Genomic DNA, 17,064 nt, shown 5'->3' with positions numbered 1-17,064 from the left:
ATGGGAAACACTGCAATGGACAAATTGACGCGTCCTGTCGCCCTCGCCCTGTGCACGGTTGCGTGCGCAGGGGCGCTTGCGTGCGCGCCCGTTCGCGCGATGGCGAAAGCGACGAGCGAGCCGCAGGTCAGCGAGGCGCAGGCGTACGAGATCCAGGACCAGAACGGGACCGTCCTGGCGGCCAAGAACGCCGACCAGGAGATGGCCATGGCGTCGATCACGAAGGTCATGACCGCGATGGTGGCGCTCGACTCGGGCAAGTCGCTCGACGATACGGTCACGATCGACCGCGATCTGAGCTACCAGGCCGACGCGCAGCTCATCGGCCTCAAGACTGGTGACACGCTGACGTTTCGCCAGCTGATGCTCGCGATGCTGGTCTACTCCGGAAACGACGCGGCCTCATACGTCGCGATCGCCTCGGCCGGCAGCGAGGAGGCCTTCGTCCAGAAGATGAACCAGAAGGCCGCCGACCTTGGCATGACGCACACGCACTTCAAGAACCCGCACGGCCTCGAGGACGACGGGCACTACTCGAGCGCGCACGACCTCGTGGTCATGGGGCGCCACGCCCTGCGCGAGTACCCGTTCATCGCGCAGGCGGTCACCACGCCCTCGGTCACGATCCCCGTGGGCGGCACCGAGCGCACGTACAACTCGACCGACGACCTCATGGGCACCTACGGTGGCCTGTGCGGCATCAAGACCGGCGCCGTCTCCACGGGCACGACGTTTCTGGGCTCCTCCAAGCAGTACGGCCTGCAGACCTTCAGCTGCGTGCTGGGCTGCGAGACCACGTCCGGGCGCTTCGACGACACCGCGATCCTGATGGACTGGGCCTACGACGAGTACTTCGACCACGTCTCGTTCGGCCGTCGCATCCAGCCGGTTCGCGTCTCCACCTACGACCTGGGCTTCTGGGGCAAGGTGCTGACCTATCCCGACTGGAACGTGTCGGGGCGCAGCTACACGGGCCGCCCCATCAGCTACCAGCGCTCGATGCAGCGCGCGTCGATGCTCGAGCCCCACACAGCCGTGGGGTCAGGCGTCTGGACGCAGGACGGCCGCCCCGTGGCGCACGTCGTCTACAGCACGAGCCGCCCGGTCGTGGGCGTGCCCGACATCAACCTCTTTGCACTGCCCCTGTTTGTCAACATGACGGAGATGGTTGCCGCATGAGCAAGTCCGAACTGCACGAAGAGCACCTGGTACTTGGCGCCCGCATGGGCGTCTGGAACGGCGTGGAGGCGCCGCTCGCGTATCCCGCAGGTGACTCGCGCGCTGCCCTACGCGAGGGTGCCGCCCTGGTGGACCTTTCGGGCGCGACCATGCTCTTCTCGTCAGGAGAACCTGCCGAGGCCTTTGCCGGCGCCGTGTTCGCCGGAGATGCGCTGGCGGTGGGGGAGTGCTCGATCCAGGCCGCCCTCGTGGGCGACGGGTCGCTTGCCGCGGCGCCGCTCGTTGCGCGCACGGGCGAGCACGAGTACCTGGCCTTCGACGTGTCCGAGCGCGGCGAGACGCTCTCTGCGTGGCTGTCGTTCGTGTCAAAGATCGAGCAGAAGGGCTTCGCGCCGTACGCGGGCCTCGACTGCGACGACGTGTCGGGCAAGCTCGTGCCGCTCGCGCTCTGGGGCGCCGGCGCGAACGCGGTCCTCTCCGACTATGCGCAGGAGGGCGAGCTTCCCGGACTCGGGCAGGTTGCCAACCCCGCGCTCGACGGGCGGATCCCCACGATCGTCTCGTGCCTGGAGCTTCTGGGTGCGACCTGCTACCTGCTGCTCGTCCCTCCCGCGATGGCGCGCGTTATGTGGCGCAGCCTGCTTTCGTTCGAGAGCGTGACGCCGCTGGGCGTCGATGGTGCCCGTGAGCTGCTGCGCGAGGCGCTGCCGTGGGCGAGCAGGCTTTCTGCGGGCGAGCGCGTGGAGCTCACGCGTGCCGAGCTTTCCGGAGCGGGCCTCATGCGCGACGGTGGCGGCTTCATCGGAGAGCGCGGCCTGGCGGAGTAGGAGAAGTTCACTCTCGTTCGTCGCCTCATAGCTGACGGAAAACGATTTGTGCCGAGGTGTGTCACGTCATCGTGATACACCTCGTTTTGTTACCGGAACTCGTGAGTCATCGGATGCTCGGCTAGGGGGCAACATGATGTTCCACAAGGTGAAGGACGCGTTTGCACTTCCAGAGCAGCAGCTCAGCGTGTAGTTCGTCAACGGGACGACGAAGCTTTACGACACATCGTCCCTGTCGACGCGTCTTCCGGCCTTCAAGCAGCTGAGTGACGAGGCACTCTTCTGCTCGGTCGAGGTCGCCAGGGGAGGATATGGGGTCATCTGGAACGACGACCTCGACCTCTCGTGCGACGAGCTGTGGGAGAACGGGGTCGCGATCGAGACGCCCTTCGACGACCTCATGTCCTTTGCCGACGCGAGCGAGCTCTGGGGCCTGAGCGAATCGACCCTGCGCAAGGCAGTCTCCTACGGCAAGATCGTCTCGGGTGTAGATGCGCGCAAGTTTGGAAAGCAGTGGCTCGTCACGCGAGCCGCAATGGAGCGCGAGTATGGCGAGCCGATTTTGGGTTGATGGGTCGGGTGGCTTCTCCAGTTCGTTAAGACAGCATTGGAGGATACGTACATAAATAGTGCTGCTTGTGTAACCAACGACTGGAGCCACCTGAGACGCCCCGATTACTCAGATTTCAGAATCGACGCAGATTATTACTGAGATTACGGAAAGGACGCAATTGATTACTCAGATTTCAGATTTGACACCGCCGATTACTGAGATTTCAGAATCGACGCACGGGTAAGGGCCGTCAAAAGTTGGCGCAATGCCCGTACCAGCGGGAACGTGACGACTCGCCTTGCGCAGTCGGTGTCATTTCCGTAATCTCGGTAATTTCGGGTGACTTTTCCGTAAAACGAGTAATCGGCGGGGACAAATTCGTTATTTGAGCAATCGCCACTCCCGGACGGCCGCCTCGTACGTCGCCACCACGCGCATGCCGACGCGACAAATCTTTCGCCGTCGCGCCCAGCCCCCTGGGATATGCTAGCAATAGCGAACAGAGCGAGATGGAGGCCATCATGTCCTACGACTTCACGACCCGCCTCGACAGGCGCCGGTCGGGCTCGTACAAGTGGAACGACATGCTCGACAAGAATCCCAACGTGGCGCGCGGCATCGTGCCGCTCTCCGTCGCGGACATGGAGTTCGTGAACCCGCCCGAGATCATCGAGGCCCTGCACGAGTGGCTCGACGACGCGGTCCTCGGCTACGCCGCCCCGACCGACGAGTTCTTCGACGCCGTGGTCGACTGGCAGCGCAGGCGCCACCTCTGGCCCGCCGACCGGCGCTTCGTCGTCACCACCTCGGGCGTCGTGCCCGCGCTCTACACGGCCGTGCGCTCGCTCACCGACATCAACGACGCCGTCATCTGCCAGACTCCCGTCTACGGCCCCTTCACGAATGCCGTCGAGGTCTCGGGGCGCAAGCTCCTCGCCAACTCGTTGCGTCTCGTCGAGGACGCCGAGAAGAGCGGCTCCCATCGCTTCGAGATGGACTTCGACGACCTGCGCGCCAAGGCCGAGGACCCCTCGACCAAGATGCTGCTCCTCTGCAACCCGCACAACCCCGTCGGTCGCGCCTGGAGCGCCGACGAACTCAGGCGCCTGCTCGACATCTGCGTCGAGAACGACGTCATCGTCGTGAGCGACGAGATCCACGGCGACATCGTCATGCCCGGCCAGAAGCACACCTCGATCATGCAGGTGGCCGATGCCGGCGAATACGACCACGTCATGGTGCTCACGGCGCCGTCCAAGACCTTCAACATCGCCGGCTGCCAGGCCTCGGTGGCCTTCGTGCCCGACGACGAGCTGCGCAAGCGGTTCTCGACCGGCCTCAAGATCCAGGGCGTCTTCGGGCTCAACTCGTTCGCGTACCCCGCCACGATCGCGGCCTATACGCGCTGCGACGAGTGGCTCGAGGAGCTCAACCAGGTCGTGTGGGAGAACTACGTCTTCCTGAAGGGCTTCTTCGCCAGCTACATGCCCGAGGTCGAGGTCTTCCCGCTCGAGGCGACGTACCTCGCGTGGCTCGACTTCCGCGCCTGGGGGCTCACGGCCGGCGAACTCGAGCAGTTCATGCAGACCGAGGCCCTGCTCTTCCTCGACGAAGGGTACGTCTTCGGCGAGGAGGGCGCCGGGTTCGAGCGCATCAACCTTGCCTGCCCGCGCGGCGTCCTCGAGGAGGCGCTCGAGCGCCTGGCCTTCGCCGCACGTGAGCGCAAGCTCGGCACCTATGGAGGAAATGCATGAAGTACTCGATCAACGCACCGCACGCACCCGAGCCGGACGGCCCCTACTCGCAGGGGACCACGGCGGGACGCCTCGTCTTCGCCGCAGGCCAGCTCGGTCGTGACCGTGACAACCCACACCGCCTCGTCGAGGGCGGGATCCGCGCGCAGACCGCACGCATCCTCGAGATCGTGGATGCTCTTCTCGCCGAGAGCGACTGCACGCTCACGGACGTCGCGAAGGTGACCATCTACCTGGCCGACCTGGACGACCTCGATGCGGTCGACGAGGTCTACTCGCAGTACTTCGTCACGCCCGCGCCGGCGCGAGCCGTGGTCGAGGTGTCGCGGCTTCCCCTGGGCGCACTCATCCAGATGGACTGCGTCGCGTGCCGCTGAGGGTGTATCATGTTTGCCATACGATGCTAAGAGGGGAGACCACACATGCAGCCCACGAGAAACACCGAGCCTGACAACGGCGCAACGCGAATCTTCCGCATGCCGCCCTCAGACGCGACCTCGCCCGACCTCATGCGCGACGCGGGTCCCAAGAACCCCTCGCTGACGATCGTCAAGGGGCCGCAGATGGGCTCGAACTTCGAGCTGACCGACCCTGACGTCACCATCGGGCGCGACCCGAGCAACGCCGTGTTCCTGAACGACATGACGGTCTCGCGCCGCCACGCCAAGATCGACCTCTCGGGCATCGACTCCGGCTTCGCCACGGTGGAGGACCTGGGCTCGCTCAACGGCACGTGGGTCGACGGCGCCATCGTCAACAAGGCGATGCTGAAGGACGGCTCCACGATCCAGATCGGCACGTTCCGCATGGTGTTCCACACCAACCGTCGCCCGCAGAGGATCGAGACCGGAAACTAACGCATGGCTGACGCCGGATACCTCACAATCGGCAAGGTGGTGAAGAGGCTCAGGCCGCAGTACCCGGACCTCTCCATCTCCAAGGTGCGCTACCTCGAGGACGAGGGGCTGCTCACGCCGTCGCGCACGCCCTCGGGGTACCGCCTGTACTCCCAGGGCGACGTGCACCGCCTCGAGACCATCCTCTACCTGCAGAAGAACAGGTTCCTACCGCTCTCCGTCATCAAGGAGCAGCTCGATGGGGGAGAGGGCGAGGCCGCCGACCTCGATGGCGCCATGAGCTACGCCCTGCCCGAGGAGAGCGAGGAGGTCACCTCCAAGCTCCATCCCATCGAGCGCATGCCCGAGGTGGCCGGCTGCTCCGTCAGCTTCGCGCGCCAGCTCGCCGAGGCCGGCGTCATCACGCTCAAGCGCTCGCCGCACGGCCGCGACCTTGTGGACGGCCGCGACATCGCGCTCATCCGCGTCTGCGACGAGCTGCAGCACTTCGGCCTGGGACCGAAGAACCTCCGCCAGTACGTGACGGCCGCCAACCGCGAGACCACGATCTTCGAGCAGGCGCTTATGGTGTACGCGAGGCGCGCTGGCGGCGTCGAGATGGAGCTCACCGACGAGAGCCGCAAGCAGTTCGGCCAGGCACTTACCCGCATGCTCGTGCTCACGGGCCAGGTGCGCGAGGCGCTCATCCGCAAGCGCGTGGGCTCGGCCTTCAGCGAGATGGAGTAGATGGGGGATTGAGGGCCGCCGGCCAGCGCGGCCGCAGGCTCTTCTCGTAAGCGGTATACTTTCAAGGTAACTGTCTGAATGCGGGGCGCTCCGGCGCACCCGCGACAGCCGATCGCGGCACGAAAGGACCAACCGTGACCACTCACGAGTACGAGGATCTCATCTTCGACGTTCCCGACTATCCTGAGCCTGGCGTCATCTTCAAGGACATCACGCCGCTCGTGGCGGATTCCGAGGGCTTCACCAGCCTCATCAACGACATCGCCGACCACTACCGCGACGCGGGCGTGACCAAGGTCGTGGGCGCCGAGGCGCGCGGCTTTCTGGTGGGCGCGCCCGTGGCGTACGCGCTGGGCGTCGGCTTCGTGCCCGCGCGCAAGCCGGGCAAGCTCCCACGCGAGGTGTACACCGAGGGCTACGACCTCGAGTACGGCACCGACGAGCTGCAGATCCACAAGGACGCGCTCAAGCCGGGCGACCGTGTGATCATCGTCGACGACCTGGTGGCCACGGGCGGCACCGCGGTTGCGGCCGCCAAGCTGATCGAGACCGCCGGCGCTGAGCTCGTGGGCTTCGCATTCGCGCTCGAGCTGGCGTTCCTCAAGCCGCGCGAGATCATCGGCAAGGAGTTCTCGCAGGAGATCTTCACCCTCATCAAGGTCGACTAGCGACCGAGAAATGCACGGACCCGGCGGCGGCCCCAGGGCTGCCGCCTTTCTTTTGGCAGAACGACAAGCAGGTGGCGAGCAATGCAGGAAGGCACGGACACGGACGCGGACACGGGCACCGAGCCAGGCAAGAACAAGGGCGAGGCCAGGGCGAGAGGAGCCTCCGCCTCGGCCCGGGCGACGGTCGAGACGCGGCTCTCGCGCAGGTTCCAGGTGTACATGGTGGTCGAGGGCCTGCTCGTGGGCCTCGCGGGCGGCGCCGTCGTCACGCTCTACCGCATGGCGCTCTCCGGCGCCGAGGGCGCCCTGCGCCTTGCAACCGAGGCCGTCCGCCAGACCCCGGCGCTCGTCGCGATCTGGGTTCTGGCCGCTCTTCTCGTCTGCGCCATCGTCTCGCGCCTCATGCTCTGGGAGCCCAACACCCAAGGCTCGGGCATCCCGCAGGTGGACGCCGAGGTCATGGGCTCGCTCGACATGCCGTGGCATCGCGTGATCGCCGGCAAGTTCGTCGAGGGCACCCTGTGCTGCCTGGGCGGGCTCTCGCTCGGGCGCGAGGGTCCCAGCGTGCAGCTCGGCGCCATGGCCGGCAAGGCCGTCTCGCGCGCGATCGGCCGCGGCAGGGGAGAGGAGCGCCTGCTCGTCACCTGCGGCGCCGCCTCCGGCATGTCGGCCGCGTTCAACGCTCCCCTCACGGGCGTCCTGTTCGCCCTCGAAGAGATTCACCGCGAGTTCAGCGCGCCCCTGCTCATCAGCGTCATGGCGGCGGCTGTCTCGTCCGACTTCCTGGTGTCGCAGGTCCTCGGCGTCCAGCCGGTCCTGCAGTTCGTGTTCGCAAAGGATCTGCCGCACGGCTTCTACCCCTACGTGATCGCGCTCGGCCTCTTCTGCGGCCTGGCCGGCGTCGCGCATAACCGCGGCATGTTCGCGTGCTCGGAGCGGCTCTTCTCGCGCATCTCGCGCCACGTGCCCTTCGCGCGCCTCGCGATTCCGTTCGCGCTCGCCTCGGTGGCCGCGTTCGCCTGGCCCGAGCTCACCTGCGGCGGCGACGAGATCGTACGCGCCATCATGCGCCCCGGCGTCATGCCCATCGCCACGGTGGCGGCCCTTCTCGTCGGAAAGTACGTCCTGACCACGATATCCTTCGGCTCGGGCGCGCCTGGCGGCACGCTCTTCCCGCTCTGCGTCATGGGCGCGCTCGTGGGCTACCTCTTCGCCGACGGCGCCACGCTCGCGACGGGCCTGCCCACCGAGTTCATCCCCAACTTCCTCGTCCTGGGCATCGCGGGCCTCTTCGCGTCGGTCGTTCGCGCGCCGGTCACGGCCGTCGTGCTTGCCTTCGAGCTCACGGGCAGCCTTGACGCGCTCCTCTCGGTCTCAATCGTCTCGATCATCTCGTACGTCACGGCGAACCTCACGCAGACCGACCCGTTCTACGAGCACCTCGTCGGCAACCTTCTCGACAGCATCCGCAAGACCAAGGTCTTCAACGCCGAGAAGAGCGACGCGTCGGGGGAGAAGGCCCTGCACACCGTGACCGTCGGTGCGGACTCCGCGGTCGACGGCCTCACGCTCGCCGACATCGACTGGCCCCGCGGCGTCCGCGTGGTGCTCGTGACCCGCGCCGGCGCCGACATCACGCCCACGGGGGACACGCGGCTCATGGCGCTCGACGAGGTCATCCTCATGACCGATGCCGCCACGGACGACGACGGCTTTCTGCGTGCCCGTCAGATGCTCGCGGGCTCGCTCGACGGCGGCTGGGAGCCGCGCTCGTCACGCATCCGCGCCGCGCTCTCGGTCCTGGCCTCCAAGTCGAAGGGGGGCGACCGCTCCTAGGCCCTTCAGAGGCGCCTTCGGGGATTCTTTCTCTTACTTTACATAAGATATATTATCACGGTTTTATAGGGCTCTCAGGAGCCGAGAAGAGCCTTCCACCTGCGCAGACACACCCCTTTACAGCATGTCTCTCGACGCTGCCACATGCCTTACGTCATGCATGAGTCGCGTGCCCGCACCATCGGCGCGCGCCACAACAACTAACCGTGAAACCCAATTCGCGACGACGCTTCGAGTCCGTCGAGTCCCATGGCGCATCCCACTGATCCCGTTTCAGGTATCCGTGTCCGCCCGAAGCCCCGGATCTGACACGTCTCGTTTTGCCCATCCTCGAAACGGTTCGGCGCCAAGGCTTGGTCATCTTCGGAACCGGATGGCAAGCCGAAGTCGACCTTAGGCCGACGCGAGACATGAACTCAATCCAGATGGCCCAAGAATTCGGACCCACCTGGCGCGACGCGGCCCAAATACCCCTCATTTCTTCCAAAATGAGCCGTTTCAAGCAATACTGAGCGAAAACACCCCTATCTACCTGCGCAAATACAAACGAGGCTCTGAGAGCCCGTATTTCGCGTTGGAATTCAAAAGATGAGTATTTACCCATGGAATTTCAGGCTTTTCAGCGGCTATCGTGCACCAGAGACAAGAATTGAACAAGTTTGTGTCCGAAGACGCACGGTCGTCCAGCCGAACCCGTCCCTCGCAACGCCATGGAGCGATCCGATGGCTCGCGAGTCAGATCCAGCCCTCATCCGACATCCGCGATAGCCGTCAGCCCCACAACTCTCAGAACCAAATCGCCAGATTCAAATGGACATCCTCGCATAGCGGCTTGCTCGGCTCCATCCAAGTCCGCATGCCAGACGGAAGACATAACCGGCCGGTATGAAATCCAATTCGCTGAAATCGATGGCTCGCGAGATCAAATAGTCTGACGAGCTTCCGACCGCCGATGCCAGGCATTCGCGCATGGTCCCATGAACCGTCAGTCTTGCCAGAAAGCGCACCCATCACTGCGCACCAACGCTCTGGATGCCTCGGCAGAATCCGACGCCAGGGGATTCAGGTCGATTCGGCACCTCCGACCACCAACAATCCCCTCCTGCACCTCGATACAACCCTAACCCTGTGCCTTACCTTGAGGGTTTGACACTGAAAGAGAGACCTCGCCCGCGGTACTTCCGCAAGACGAGGTATCCCCGAGTTGGATCTTGGGGTGCCCTATCCCTCGATGGGCTGGCCCAGATACGCCGAGGCGCTCGTTGCGGCGATGGCGCCGTCGGAGGCCGCGGTGATGATCTGTCGCAGCGGCTTCTGGCGGATGTCCCCCGCCGCGAACAGGCCGGGCGTCTTGGTCTCCATGCGGTCGTTGGTGATGATGAAGCCACGCTCGTCGAGTTCGACCAGGTCACCCAGCAGCTCGGACGCAGGCACGCGGCCGACGAACACGAAGATGCCGAACGACCCCTCGTCGAAGTTCTCGGTGGTGGCACGGCCGGTCAGCGTGTCCTCGAACGTGACGCTGCTCATGAGCTCGCCGCCGTCGACGGACGCGATCTTGGTGTTGAAGCGGATGTCGACCTTCTCGTTGTCCTCCACCTGCTTGGCGACTGCCGCCTGGGCGCGTAGGTGGTCCTTGCGGACGACCATGGTGACGCGGTCGGCGAACTTGGTGAGGAACAGGGCCTCCTCGGCGGCCGAGTTGCCGCCGCCGATGACGAAGACGCGCTTGCCACGGTAGAACATGCCGTCACAGGTGGCGCAGTACGAGACGCCGTGGCCGCCGAAGCGCTCCTCGCCCTCGAAGCCGGCGTGGCGCGCCGTGGCGCCGCCGCTCACGATGACGGTCTTCGTCTGGTAGCTGGCCTCGGGCGTGCGCACCAGGAAGGTGCCCGTAGCCTCGTCACGCTCGATCTTCTCGACGTTCTCGAGCTGGATCGTGGCGCCGAGGTCCTCGGCCTGGCGCTGCATGGCGTCAGTCAGCGTGAAGCCGTCGGTGTGCGGGACGCCGGGATAGTTGTCGACCTCGCTGGTCAGGATGACCTGGCCGCCGATGGACTGCTGCTCGAGCACGACGTTGTCGAGCAGCGCGCGCTGCGCGTAGATGGCCGCGGATAGGCCCGCGGGACCCGCACCAATGATGACCAGATCCTTCTCGACGGTGTTGCTCATGAGGCACTCCCCTCGCTTGTGTTTGTTCGAACTCAGCATACCCACTCGGGATATTATGTCGTGCGCGATATAGTAGTTCACACACTTTGTGCACGAAAGCGTCGGGCGCCGCAGGGAGCCGTTCGGCCCATAGGGTCGCTGCGGCAGGGTAGTCGCAGGTCACAGACGTATACCATGGACGTATCGGCACGGTCCCCCAACGTTAGGAGCAACCATGAAATGCCCGAACTGCGGTCAGGAGATGCGTCCGGGATTCCTCTTCTCGACGAAGGACGGAGCGCTCAGCTTTGCCGACGAGGTGCCCAGCTGGCTTCGCAACGCCAAGCACGCCGAGGGCTTCGTCAAGGTTACCGAGGTGCGGCCGAACCACCGCGCCTCGATCGACGCGCAGTGCTGCGAGGCCTGCAGGACCATCGTCATCAACTACTAGCGGGCCCGCAGGCTCAGGACTCGACCGCACGAAGGGAGGCCTGCCGTGGGCAAGAGCGGCAAAAGGGGTTCCGGCAGGGCGGCAAAGGCAGCCAAGGCAGGCCTCTTCACGCTGGCGATCGCGGCGTTCGTGGTCGTGTGCACCGGCATCGGCAAGCTCCACGCGAGCCCGTTCGCCCCGCTTGCCATCGAGGGCGCGAGCCTGGCGTCGAGCGACGACGCGGGTACGGTCGTGGTGGATCAGGGCGGCACGCGCCTCCTGTTCGCGAGCCCGGCAGGCGAGCTCAGGGGCCTCTATGGCATGGCGGGGCGCGAGACCCCCATCGACGAGGTCTCGCTCGTCCACCAGGTTGGAAATGACGTGCTGGTCGCCGGCGTCAAGCGCGCGGAGGACGGCGAGCGGATCAAGACCGAGGCGGTGATCCGCTTTGACATGTCGGGAACCTACAAGGGCGTCGTCTGGAGGCGCGACTACCAGGACAACGAGGTCCGCGTGACGCGCAGCATCGCGGACGTCGAATGTGACTCGGACGGCAACGTCCTGCTCGTCACCTTTGCGGACCAGCAGATGCACGCGCTGCAGTTCGACGCAGCCGTGACCAGGCTTGGCCGCGACGGCGCCGAAGACACGGTGCTGCGCGAGGCGGTCCACCCCGCCGACTCCTGCCCCTATGACGTGCGCCTAGACGCCACGTCGGGCCGGCTGGCCATGAGCGACATCTTCGGCATCATGCACATCGAGCGGGGCCAGGACCCCGAGGCGACGCCCGTCTCGCCGGGAGGCCGCGACCTTGCGGTGCAGTCGTTCGACCTCGAGGGCGACACCGCCGTCTTATATGACGAGAAGAGCCTCTCGCTCATTCGCGTGGACGACCTCTTCGGCGAGGCGCGTCCCAGCGAGATCGTGCACGACACGAGGAGCTGCGACAGCATCAGCGTGTGCGGGACCCACGTCGCGACGGTCGACAGCGACGGCGTCGTGAGGCTGCTCGAGACGTCCGGGGAGGGCGCGCGCACGATTGGCGACCTTCCGCTCTCGACGTCGCTCCGGCTGGGCGAGCTCGCCCTCTATGCGAGCTACAGCTACCTGTCGCTGCTGACGCTCGCGCTCGTCATCAGGTGGGTCGTGCGGGCCGTGAGCTCCGGCGAGCGCGCGAAGGTGCGCAACGTCGTGGTGGCGGTCTCGGTCACGCTCATCTGCGGCGTGGCGCTCGTCGTCCACCTGGCCGACCTCACCGCGACCACGGTCAAGTCCAGGCAGTCCGCCATGGCGCAGATCGCCTCGCAGGCGAGCGTCACGTCTCCCGCCGAGTTCGGGGAGGCTGCGACCAAGGTGGCACAGCGCCTGTCGGATGGCGAGGGCGTTGACGGGGACGCCGACGCCCTCGGCGAGGTCATCCTGAACGTCGAGGGCATTCTGGCAAGCTCGTTTGCCAACACCAACGGCGTCCAGTGCAGCGTCTACGCGCTCGACGGCGAGGGCACGGTCCGCGTCCTGCTCGACAACCAGCGAGACTCGATCGTGGTCAGCCAGGCTCGCGGCGACGAGCTGTCATCGGCCTGCCGCGACGTCGTGCAGAAGGTCAGGGGCTACGAGGGCGACGGCGTGAAGCGCGCGTATCGATTCGCGCACGAGGAGCGCGCCCGGGTCGCCATTCGCGACGACCGTGGGGGCCACGAGGTCATCTCGTGCGTGGCTCCCCTGATCGCGCGGGACGGGTCGTGCTGCTGCGCGATCGAGGTCACCTGCCACGCGGAGTCGCTCATCAAGAACATACTGGAGAACATGGGCGGTATCGTCCTGCTGTTCGCGATGATCGCGGCCTCGATCTACGTCGTAAGCGACGAGCTCTTGCGCTCGGGCAGCGCCTACCTGCGCTTCCGCGAGCTGCAGAAGGAGGGCGTCGAGTGGGCCGAGACCCTCCTGGGACGGCCGCTCGCCTTCGTCGTCAACCTCGCCTACGGGATGGACGCGGCCTTTGCGGTGGTCATCGCGAAGGACATGCTCGCGGGCAGCGACATCGCGAAGACGTCGATGGTCTGGGGGATCCCGGCGCTCGCGATCGCCGTCGGCACCACCCTCGGCACGCTGGTTCACGCGACCATGAGCTCGCGCGTCGCCGGGCGAACCTACGCGCTCACGCTGACGCTCGTCGGCGGCGCGTCGATGGCCGTCGCGGGCGTGGCGGCCGCCCGTGGATGGTTCGTCGCCTTCGTCGCATGCAAGCTCTTCTCGTCCGCGAGCCTCGCCGGGCTCAGCCTCGTCTACCAGAACCTGGCGGGCACCTGCCAGAAGAAGGACCTGGGTGACGCGCGCCTGCAGGTGCTGCTGAGCCGCTCGTCCGTCAACATCGCCGCGAAGGGAGCGGGCGTCGTCGCGAGCGTCGTCGGCGGCGCGCTGGCCATCTTCGGCAACCAGTGGGTGTACGCCGGGGGCGCCGTCGCGACCCTTGCGGTCGTGCCGATCGTGCTGATCGCCCTGCCGCGCGGGCGCGTCATCTCGAGCCGGGACGAGCGCGTCAACCTCGCGAGCGTCTTCGAGTTTCTGCGCTCCCCCGTCATGCTCGCGACGCTTGCGTTCGCGATCTTCCCCACCGTGCTCGCGAGCGGCTACAAGTCCTACATCCTGCCGCTGTTCCTGGATGCCGCCGGCATCAGCAAGACCGACATCTCGAGCCTGTTCGCCCTGGGCAACGTGCTGCTCTTTGCGTTCACCGAGCCGCTCATCAACAGGCGCGACGCGACGGGCCGCTGGAAGCTGACCTGGGTCGCGCTGATCGGCCTGGGCGCGCTCTTCTCGCTCTTCGCGTTCAACCAGACGCCCACCTGGGCGGTCGTGGCCGTGGTCGCGATCACGGTGCTGCTGTGGCTCGCCGGCGACTGGAAGCACACGGCGCGCGGCTGGGCCCGCGAGGACTTTGGCTTCGCCTTCGACCAGTCGCAGTCAATGCTGAACCTCGAGAACGCGCTGGTCTCGAACGCGCAGGCGCCCGTGCTGAGCGCGCTCGTCACCATGGGCGCGACGCCGTGCTGCCTCGTGCTCGGCGCCTTCCTGGCGCTGTGCGGCGTGGGCTACTGGCTGCCCACGCGCTCGCGCGAGGGGTAGCGGACGTGCGGCGCGCCACGCGGTCTAGGCGTCGGCCGCTATGGGGTGTCGCACCACCGTCCTCGTCTTGGCCGGGTCGCACTTGCGCGGGTCCGAGAGGTATATCTCGTGGTGGCGGCGCGTGTCCGAGAAGTCGGGCGCGTATCCCTGTGACTGGGCGTACTCGTGCATGGCGGAGACGGTAGCGGGCTCGTCGTCATACGGCCCCACGTGCATGCACTGGACGCAGAGGCCCTCGTCGAGCTCGATCAGGCGGACCGACGAGAGGTCGAGCCCCTTCTTGGCGGTCGCGCTCTCGATGGCCCAGGCAAAGTCGGCCTCTCCCACGAAATCGGGCACCCGGATCGCCGAGACCCACCGAAACGACGACTTGTCGGCGTAGTCGACGCCGCGCACCCCCGGCTGCCACCAGAAGCCCTCGAGCGGCGGCACCACATACGGGAAGAACCCGTCTATGGCGTAATCGGTCTTGTAGCTCATCTTGAGCGTGTACGCCACGGCGTAGAGCCGCTGGATCGCGTGCTGGTACGCGCCGTCGGCCTCGTTGGGGTCACCCGCGCCCTCGATGGCAAGAAAGCGCATGCGAGGCACCTCGACGATGGATGGCGTGGTCTTGGGCTGGTAGAGGTCGCGGTACTCCCTCTTGAAGTCGAAGGCCATGTGGCTCCCCTCCCTGGATTGTTCCTACCGTAGACTCTACTCCCCCACATCCTCTGCAGATGCGCTCGCGCGAGGGGTAGCGGACGTGCGGCGCGCCACGAGGGGTGCCGAGAAGAGCATGCGCTCTTCTCCCCTGCCTCCTCAGCATGGCCCCGCGACGTCCTCGATGCAGCGGGCCAGCCGGCCAATCACCTCGTCCACCTGCTCGTTCGTTATGACGAGGGGCGGGAGGAACCTCAGGATCGAGTCGCCGATGTGGTTGAGGACGAGGCCCGCCGCAAGGCCGCGCTCGACGAGCTCGCAGGCGATCGGCAGGTCGAGCTGGGCGCCGCGCATGAGGCCGCGGCCGCGGACCTCGCTGACGTTCGGCAGGGTGGCAAGTCCTGCCGCCAGGCGCTCGCCGGCCTCTATGACGTGGTCGCCGAGGTTCAGACGGACCATCTCCTCGACCGCGGCGCGCCCCGCGGCCGCCGCGAGGGCGTTTCCGCCGAAGGTCGAGCCGTGGTCGCCGGGGCCGAGCAGGTCACCGTACTCCCCGCGTGCGGCGACGGCGCCCATGGGGAAACCGTCCGCGATGCCCTTTGCCATGGTCACGACGTCCGCCTCGATGCCGGCGAGCTGGAAGGCGAAGGGCGCGCCGCAGCGGAAGAAGCCGGTCTGGACCTCGTCGACGACCAGCAGGGCCCCGTGCGCGTCGCAGAGGCGTCGCACGGCGCGCAGGTAGTCCGCGTCGGCGGGCCAGACGCCGCCCTCACCCTGGACGCACTCGAGCATCACGGCACAGCAGTCCATGCTCGCCAGGGCCTCCTCGAGGGCGGCCTCGTCGTTCAGGGGCACGTAGGAGAAGCCCTCCGGGAAGGGGCCGAAGCTCTCGTGGAAGACGTCCTGGCCGGTTGCGGCCAGGGTCGCCAGGGTGCGGCCGTGGAAGCCCCTGCGCGCGGAGACGATCTTCGAGGCGCCGCCGAGGCTCTTCTCGCCCCAGCGCCGCGCGACCTTTATCGCGCCCTCGTTCGCCTCGGCGCCCGAGTTCGAGAAGAAGGTCTTCCATGTGGACCCGGTCGAGCCGGTGACGTGGCCCGACGCGTCGGTCGTCGCGGAGAGCAGGCGCGAGAGGGCGCGTGCGAGCTCGCCGCGGTTCTCCACGTGGTAGTAGTTGCCGACCTGCCAGACCCGGTTCAGCTGGCGCCTGAGCGCCTGGGCGACCGCGGGGTTGGCGTGGCCGAGGCTCGCGCAGCCGATGCCCGCGAGGCAGTCGAGGTAGACCCTGCCGGCATCGTCGACGAGCTCGGCGCCGCGCCCCGAGACGAAGGCCACCGGGAGGCGGCCGTAGGTGTGCATGACGTAGGCGTCGTCCAGCTCGCGCGTGGTGGTTGCTTCGATCACGGTCAGTCCCCTTCCCGTACGAACATCGTGCCGATGCCCTCGTCGGTGAATATGTCGAGCAGAATCGAGTGCGGGAACGTCCCGTTGAGGATGCGGACGTCGCCCACGCCGGCGTCGAGCGCGTCGACGATCGAGCGCATCTTGGGGATCATGCCGGCGTCGAGCGTGCCTGACTCGAGGATGCGCCTCGCCTCGCCATGTCCCATCGTGACCGCAAGCGAGTCCTCGTCGTCGCGCACGCGGTAGAAGCCGTCGACGTCGGTCAGGTAGACCAGGGTGTCCGCGCCCAGCGCTTGTGCGACCTCGCCCGCCGCGACGTCGGCGTTGACGTTGTAGAAGCCGTCGTCTCCCGCGGCCACGCTCGCGACCACGGGCACGTAGCCGTCGTCGAGGAGCGACTTGAGCAGGCTCGTGTCGACGCGCTCCACGGCGCCCACGCGGCCGAGCGCGGGGTCGGCCTGCCGCGCGACAAGCGTCGAGGCGTCCGCGCCCGAGACGCCAACGGCGCGCGCCCCGACGTGGTCGAGCTCCCACACGAGCCGCTGGTTCACCTTGCCGACGAGCGCCATCTGCACGGCCTCCATCGCCGCGTCGTCGGTCACGCGCAGGCCATCCTTGAACGCGACCTCGCGGCCAAGCTCGCCGAGCAGGGCGTTTATGGCCTTGCCGCCGCCGTGCACGAGCACCACGCGGATGCCCATGAGCACGAGCAGCGCGATGTCGCCGACGACCTGGCGCATGAGGCCCGCGTCCTCCATGGCCGACCCGCCGTACTTCACGACGACGGTCTGGCCGCTGTGCCTGCTGATCCACGGCAGGGCCTCGACGAGGACCTCCGCCTTCCCGAGCGCGAGCTCGCGCGCCCGCGCCAATCCGCTTCGCATCGTTTGTCCTTTCGCTTGCGCCTGTGCGAC

The 17,064-nt window shown here is 66.7% G+C and carries 15 protein-coding genes and 1 pseudogene; 12 read left to right on the top strand and 4 right to left on the bottom strand.

Features of this window, described 5'->3' with window-relative positions; all coding sequences use genetic code 11:
• Window positions 1–15 precede the first annotated feature (15 nt).
• The 10 genes and pseudogenes from M5D76_RS06100 (at window position 16) to M5D76_RS06055 (ending at window position 8,400) form a co-directional block, all read left to right on the top strand.
• Complete coding sequence (locus tag M5D76_RS06100) at window positions 16–1,179, top strand: D-alanyl-D-alanine carboxypeptidase family protein (protein WP_248922504.1); 1,164 nt, start codon at window positions 16–18, stop codon at window positions 1,177–1,179.
• Window positions 1,176–2,006 carry a hypothetical protein gene (locus tag M5D76_RS06095; protein WP_248922503.1) on the top strand — a complete coding sequence of 277 codons (831 nt, stop codon included), beginning with the start codon at window positions 1,176–1,178 and terminating at the stop codon, window positions 2,004–2,006. Before M5D76_RS06100 ends, M5D76_RS06095 begins: the two co-directional genes overlap by 4 nt.
• A 205-nt stretch (window positions 2,007–2,211) precedes the next feature.
• A pseudogene (locus M5D76_RS09165) lies at window positions 2,212–2,364 on the top strand (DUF2442 domain-containing protein); the annotation flags it as partial.
• A gap of 42 nt (window positions 2,365–2,406) precedes the next feature.
• Complete coding sequence (locus M5D76_RS06085; RefSeq protein ID WP_248922502.1) at window positions 2,407–2,577, top strand: helix-turn-helix domain-containing protein; 171 nt, start codon at window positions 2,407–2,409, stop codon at window positions 2,575–2,577.
• Window positions 2,578–3,080: 503 nt separating this feature from the next.
• A complete protein-coding gene (locus tag M5D76_RS06080) occupies window positions 3,081–4,313 on the top strand; it encodes a MalY/PatB family protein (protein WP_248922501.1) in 1,233 nt (410 codons plus the stop codon).
• On the top strand, window positions 4,310–4,690 hold the full coding sequence (locus tag M5D76_RS06075) for a RidA family protein (RefSeq protein WP_248922500.1): 381 nt from the start codon (window positions 4,310–4,312) through the stop codon (window positions 4,688–4,690). The genes M5D76_RS06080 and M5D76_RS06075 overlap by 4 nt, the downstream gene beginning before the upstream one ends.
• A 45-nt stretch (window positions 4,691–4,735) precedes the next feature.
• Window positions 4,736–5,170, top strand: coding sequence for an FHA domain-containing protein (locus tag M5D76_RS06070; RefSeq protein ID WP_248922499.1), 435 nt, complete (start codon window positions 4,736–4,738; stop codon window positions 5,168–5,170).
• Window positions 5,171–5,173: 3 nt separating this feature from the next.
• Window positions 5,174–5,896: a transcriptional regulator FtsR gene (ftsR, locus tag M5D76_RS06065; protein ID WP_248922498.1), complete on the top strand. Its 723-nt coding sequence runs from the start codon at window positions 5,174–5,176 to the stop codon at window positions 5,894–5,896.
• Window positions 5,897–6,030: 134 nt separating this feature from the next.
• Window positions 6,031–6,564: an adenine phosphoribosyltransferase gene (locus tag M5D76_RS06060; RefSeq protein ID WP_248922497.1), complete on the top strand. Its 534-nt coding sequence runs from the start codon at window positions 6,031–6,033 to the stop codon at window positions 6,562–6,564.
• Between the two features lie 81 nt (window positions 6,565–6,645).
• On the top strand, window positions 6,646–8,400 hold the full coding sequence (locus M5D76_RS06055) for a ClC family H(+)/Cl(-) exchange transporter (protein ID WP_248922496.1): 1,755 nt from the start codon (window positions 6,646–6,648) through the stop codon (window positions 8,398–8,400).
• A gap of 1,221 nt (window positions 8,401–9,621) precedes the next feature.
• Here M5D76_RS06055 and trxB read toward each other — a convergent pair.
• Window positions 9,622–10,572 (bottom strand): thioredoxin-disulfide reductase, encoded by a 951-nt coding sequence (gene trxB, locus M5D76_RS06050; RefSeq protein ID WP_248922495.1) that lies wholly within the window; start codon window positions 10,570–10,572, stop codon window positions 9,622–9,624.
• A gap of 214 nt (window positions 10,573–10,786) precedes the next feature.
• Here trxB and M5D76_RS06045 point away from each other — a divergent pair, with 214 nt between their 5' ends.
• Together M5D76_RS06045 and M5D76_RS06040 are read left to right on the top strand one after the other, a co-directional pair.
• On the top strand, window positions 10,787–11,002 hold the full coding sequence (locus M5D76_RS06045) for a PF20097 family protein (RefSeq protein ID WP_248922494.1): 216 nt from the start codon (window positions 10,787–10,789) through the stop codon (window positions 11,000–11,002).
• Window positions 11,003–11,047: 45 nt separating this feature from the next.
• Window positions 11,048–14,107, top strand: a complete 3,060-nt coding sequence (locus M5D76_RS06040) for an MFS transporter (RefSeq protein WP_248922493.1) — start codon at window positions 11,048–11,050, stop codon at window positions 14,105–14,107.
• Window positions 14,108–14,131: 24 nt separating this feature from the next.
• Here M5D76_RS06040 and M5D76_RS06035 read toward each other — a convergent pair whose 3' ends face one another.
• The 3 genes from M5D76_RS06035 to argB form a co-directional block, all read right to left on the bottom strand.
• Window positions 14,132–14,767 (bottom strand): GyrI-like domain-containing protein, encoded by a 636-nt coding sequence (locus M5D76_RS06035; protein WP_248922492.1) that lies wholly within the window; start codon window positions 14,765–14,767, stop codon window positions 14,132–14,134.
• 141 nt (window positions 14,768–14,908) lie between these two features.
• The gene (locus M5D76_RS06030) at window positions 14,909–16,150 is read right to left on the bottom strand and encodes an aminotransferase class III-fold pyridoxal phosphate-dependent enzyme (RefSeq protein WP_248922491.1); all 1,242 of its coding nucleotides are present in this window, start codon (window positions 16,148–16,150) and stop codon (window positions 14,909–14,911) included.
• A 2-nt stretch (window positions 16,151–16,152) separates the two neighbouring features.
• Window positions 16,153–17,034, bottom strand: a complete 882-nt coding sequence (gene argB / locus M5D76_RS06025; protein WP_248922490.1) for an acetylglutamate kinase — start codon at window positions 17,032–17,034, stop codon at window positions 16,153–16,155.
• Window positions 17,035–17,064 lie beyond the last annotated feature (30 nt).

The sequence above is a fragment of the Olsenella intestinalis genome, assembly GCF_023276655.1.
GTDB lineage: Bacteria > Actinomycetota > Coriobacteriia > Coriobacteriales > Atopobiaceae > Olsenella_J > Olsenella_J intestinalis.
Note: the sequence above shows the minus strand (reverse complement) of the source record. Positions and strands in the feature narration are given on the sequence as shown.

What these genes read in the sequence shown, in the direction of transcription:
- M5D76_RS06095 (WP_248922503.1), top strand. Translation starts at nt 1,176, where the DNA reads ATGAGCAAGTCCGAACTGCACGAAGAGCACCTGGTACTTGGCGCCCGC.
- M5D76_RS06035 (WP_248922492.1), bottom strand. Translation starts at nt 14,767, where the DNA reads ATGGCCTTCGACTTCAAGAGGGAGTACCGCGACCTCTACCAGCCCAAG.
- M5D76_RS06055 (WP_248922496.1), top strand. Translation starts at nt 6,646, where the DNA reads ATGCAGGAAGGCACGGACACGGACGCGGACACGGGCACCGAGCCAGGC.
- M5D76_RS06100 (WP_248922504.1), top strand. Translation starts at nt 16, where the DNA reads ATGGACAAATTGACGCGTCCTGTCGCCCTCGCCCTGTGCACGGTTGCG.
- M5D76_RS06080 (WP_248922501.1), top strand. Translation starts at nt 3,081, where the DNA reads ATGTCCTACGACTTCACGACCCGCCTCGACAGGCGCCGGTCGGGCTCG.
- M5D76_RS06070 (WP_248922499.1), top strand. Translation starts at nt 4,736, where the DNA reads ATGCAGCCCACGAGAAACACCGAGCCTGACAACGGCGCAACGCGAATC.
- trxB (WP_248922495.1), bottom strand. Translation starts at nt 10,572, where the DNA reads ATGAGCAACACCGTCGAGAAGGATCTGGTCATCATTGGTGCGGGTCCC.
- M5D76_RS06085 (WP_248922502.1), top strand. Translation starts at nt 2,407, where the DNA reads ATGTCCTTTGCCGACGCGAGCGAGCTCTGGGGCCTGAGCGAATCGACC.
- M5D76_RS06075 (WP_248922500.1), top strand. Translation starts at nt 4,310, where the DNA reads ATGAAGTACTCGATCAACGCACCGCACGCACCCGAGCCGGACGGCCCC.
- M5D76_RS06045 (WP_248922494.1), top strand. Translation starts at nt 10,787, where the DNA reads ATGAAATGCCCGAACTGCGGTCAGGAGATGCGTCCGGGATTCCTCTTC.
- ftsR (WP_248922498.1), top strand. Translation starts at nt 5,174, where the DNA reads ATGGCTGACGCCGGATACCTCACAATCGGCAAGGTGGTGAAGAGGCTC.
- argB (WP_248922490.1), bottom strand. Translation starts at nt 17,034, where the DNA reads ATGCGAAGCGGATTGGCGCGGGCGCGCGAGCTCGCGCTCGGGAAGGCG.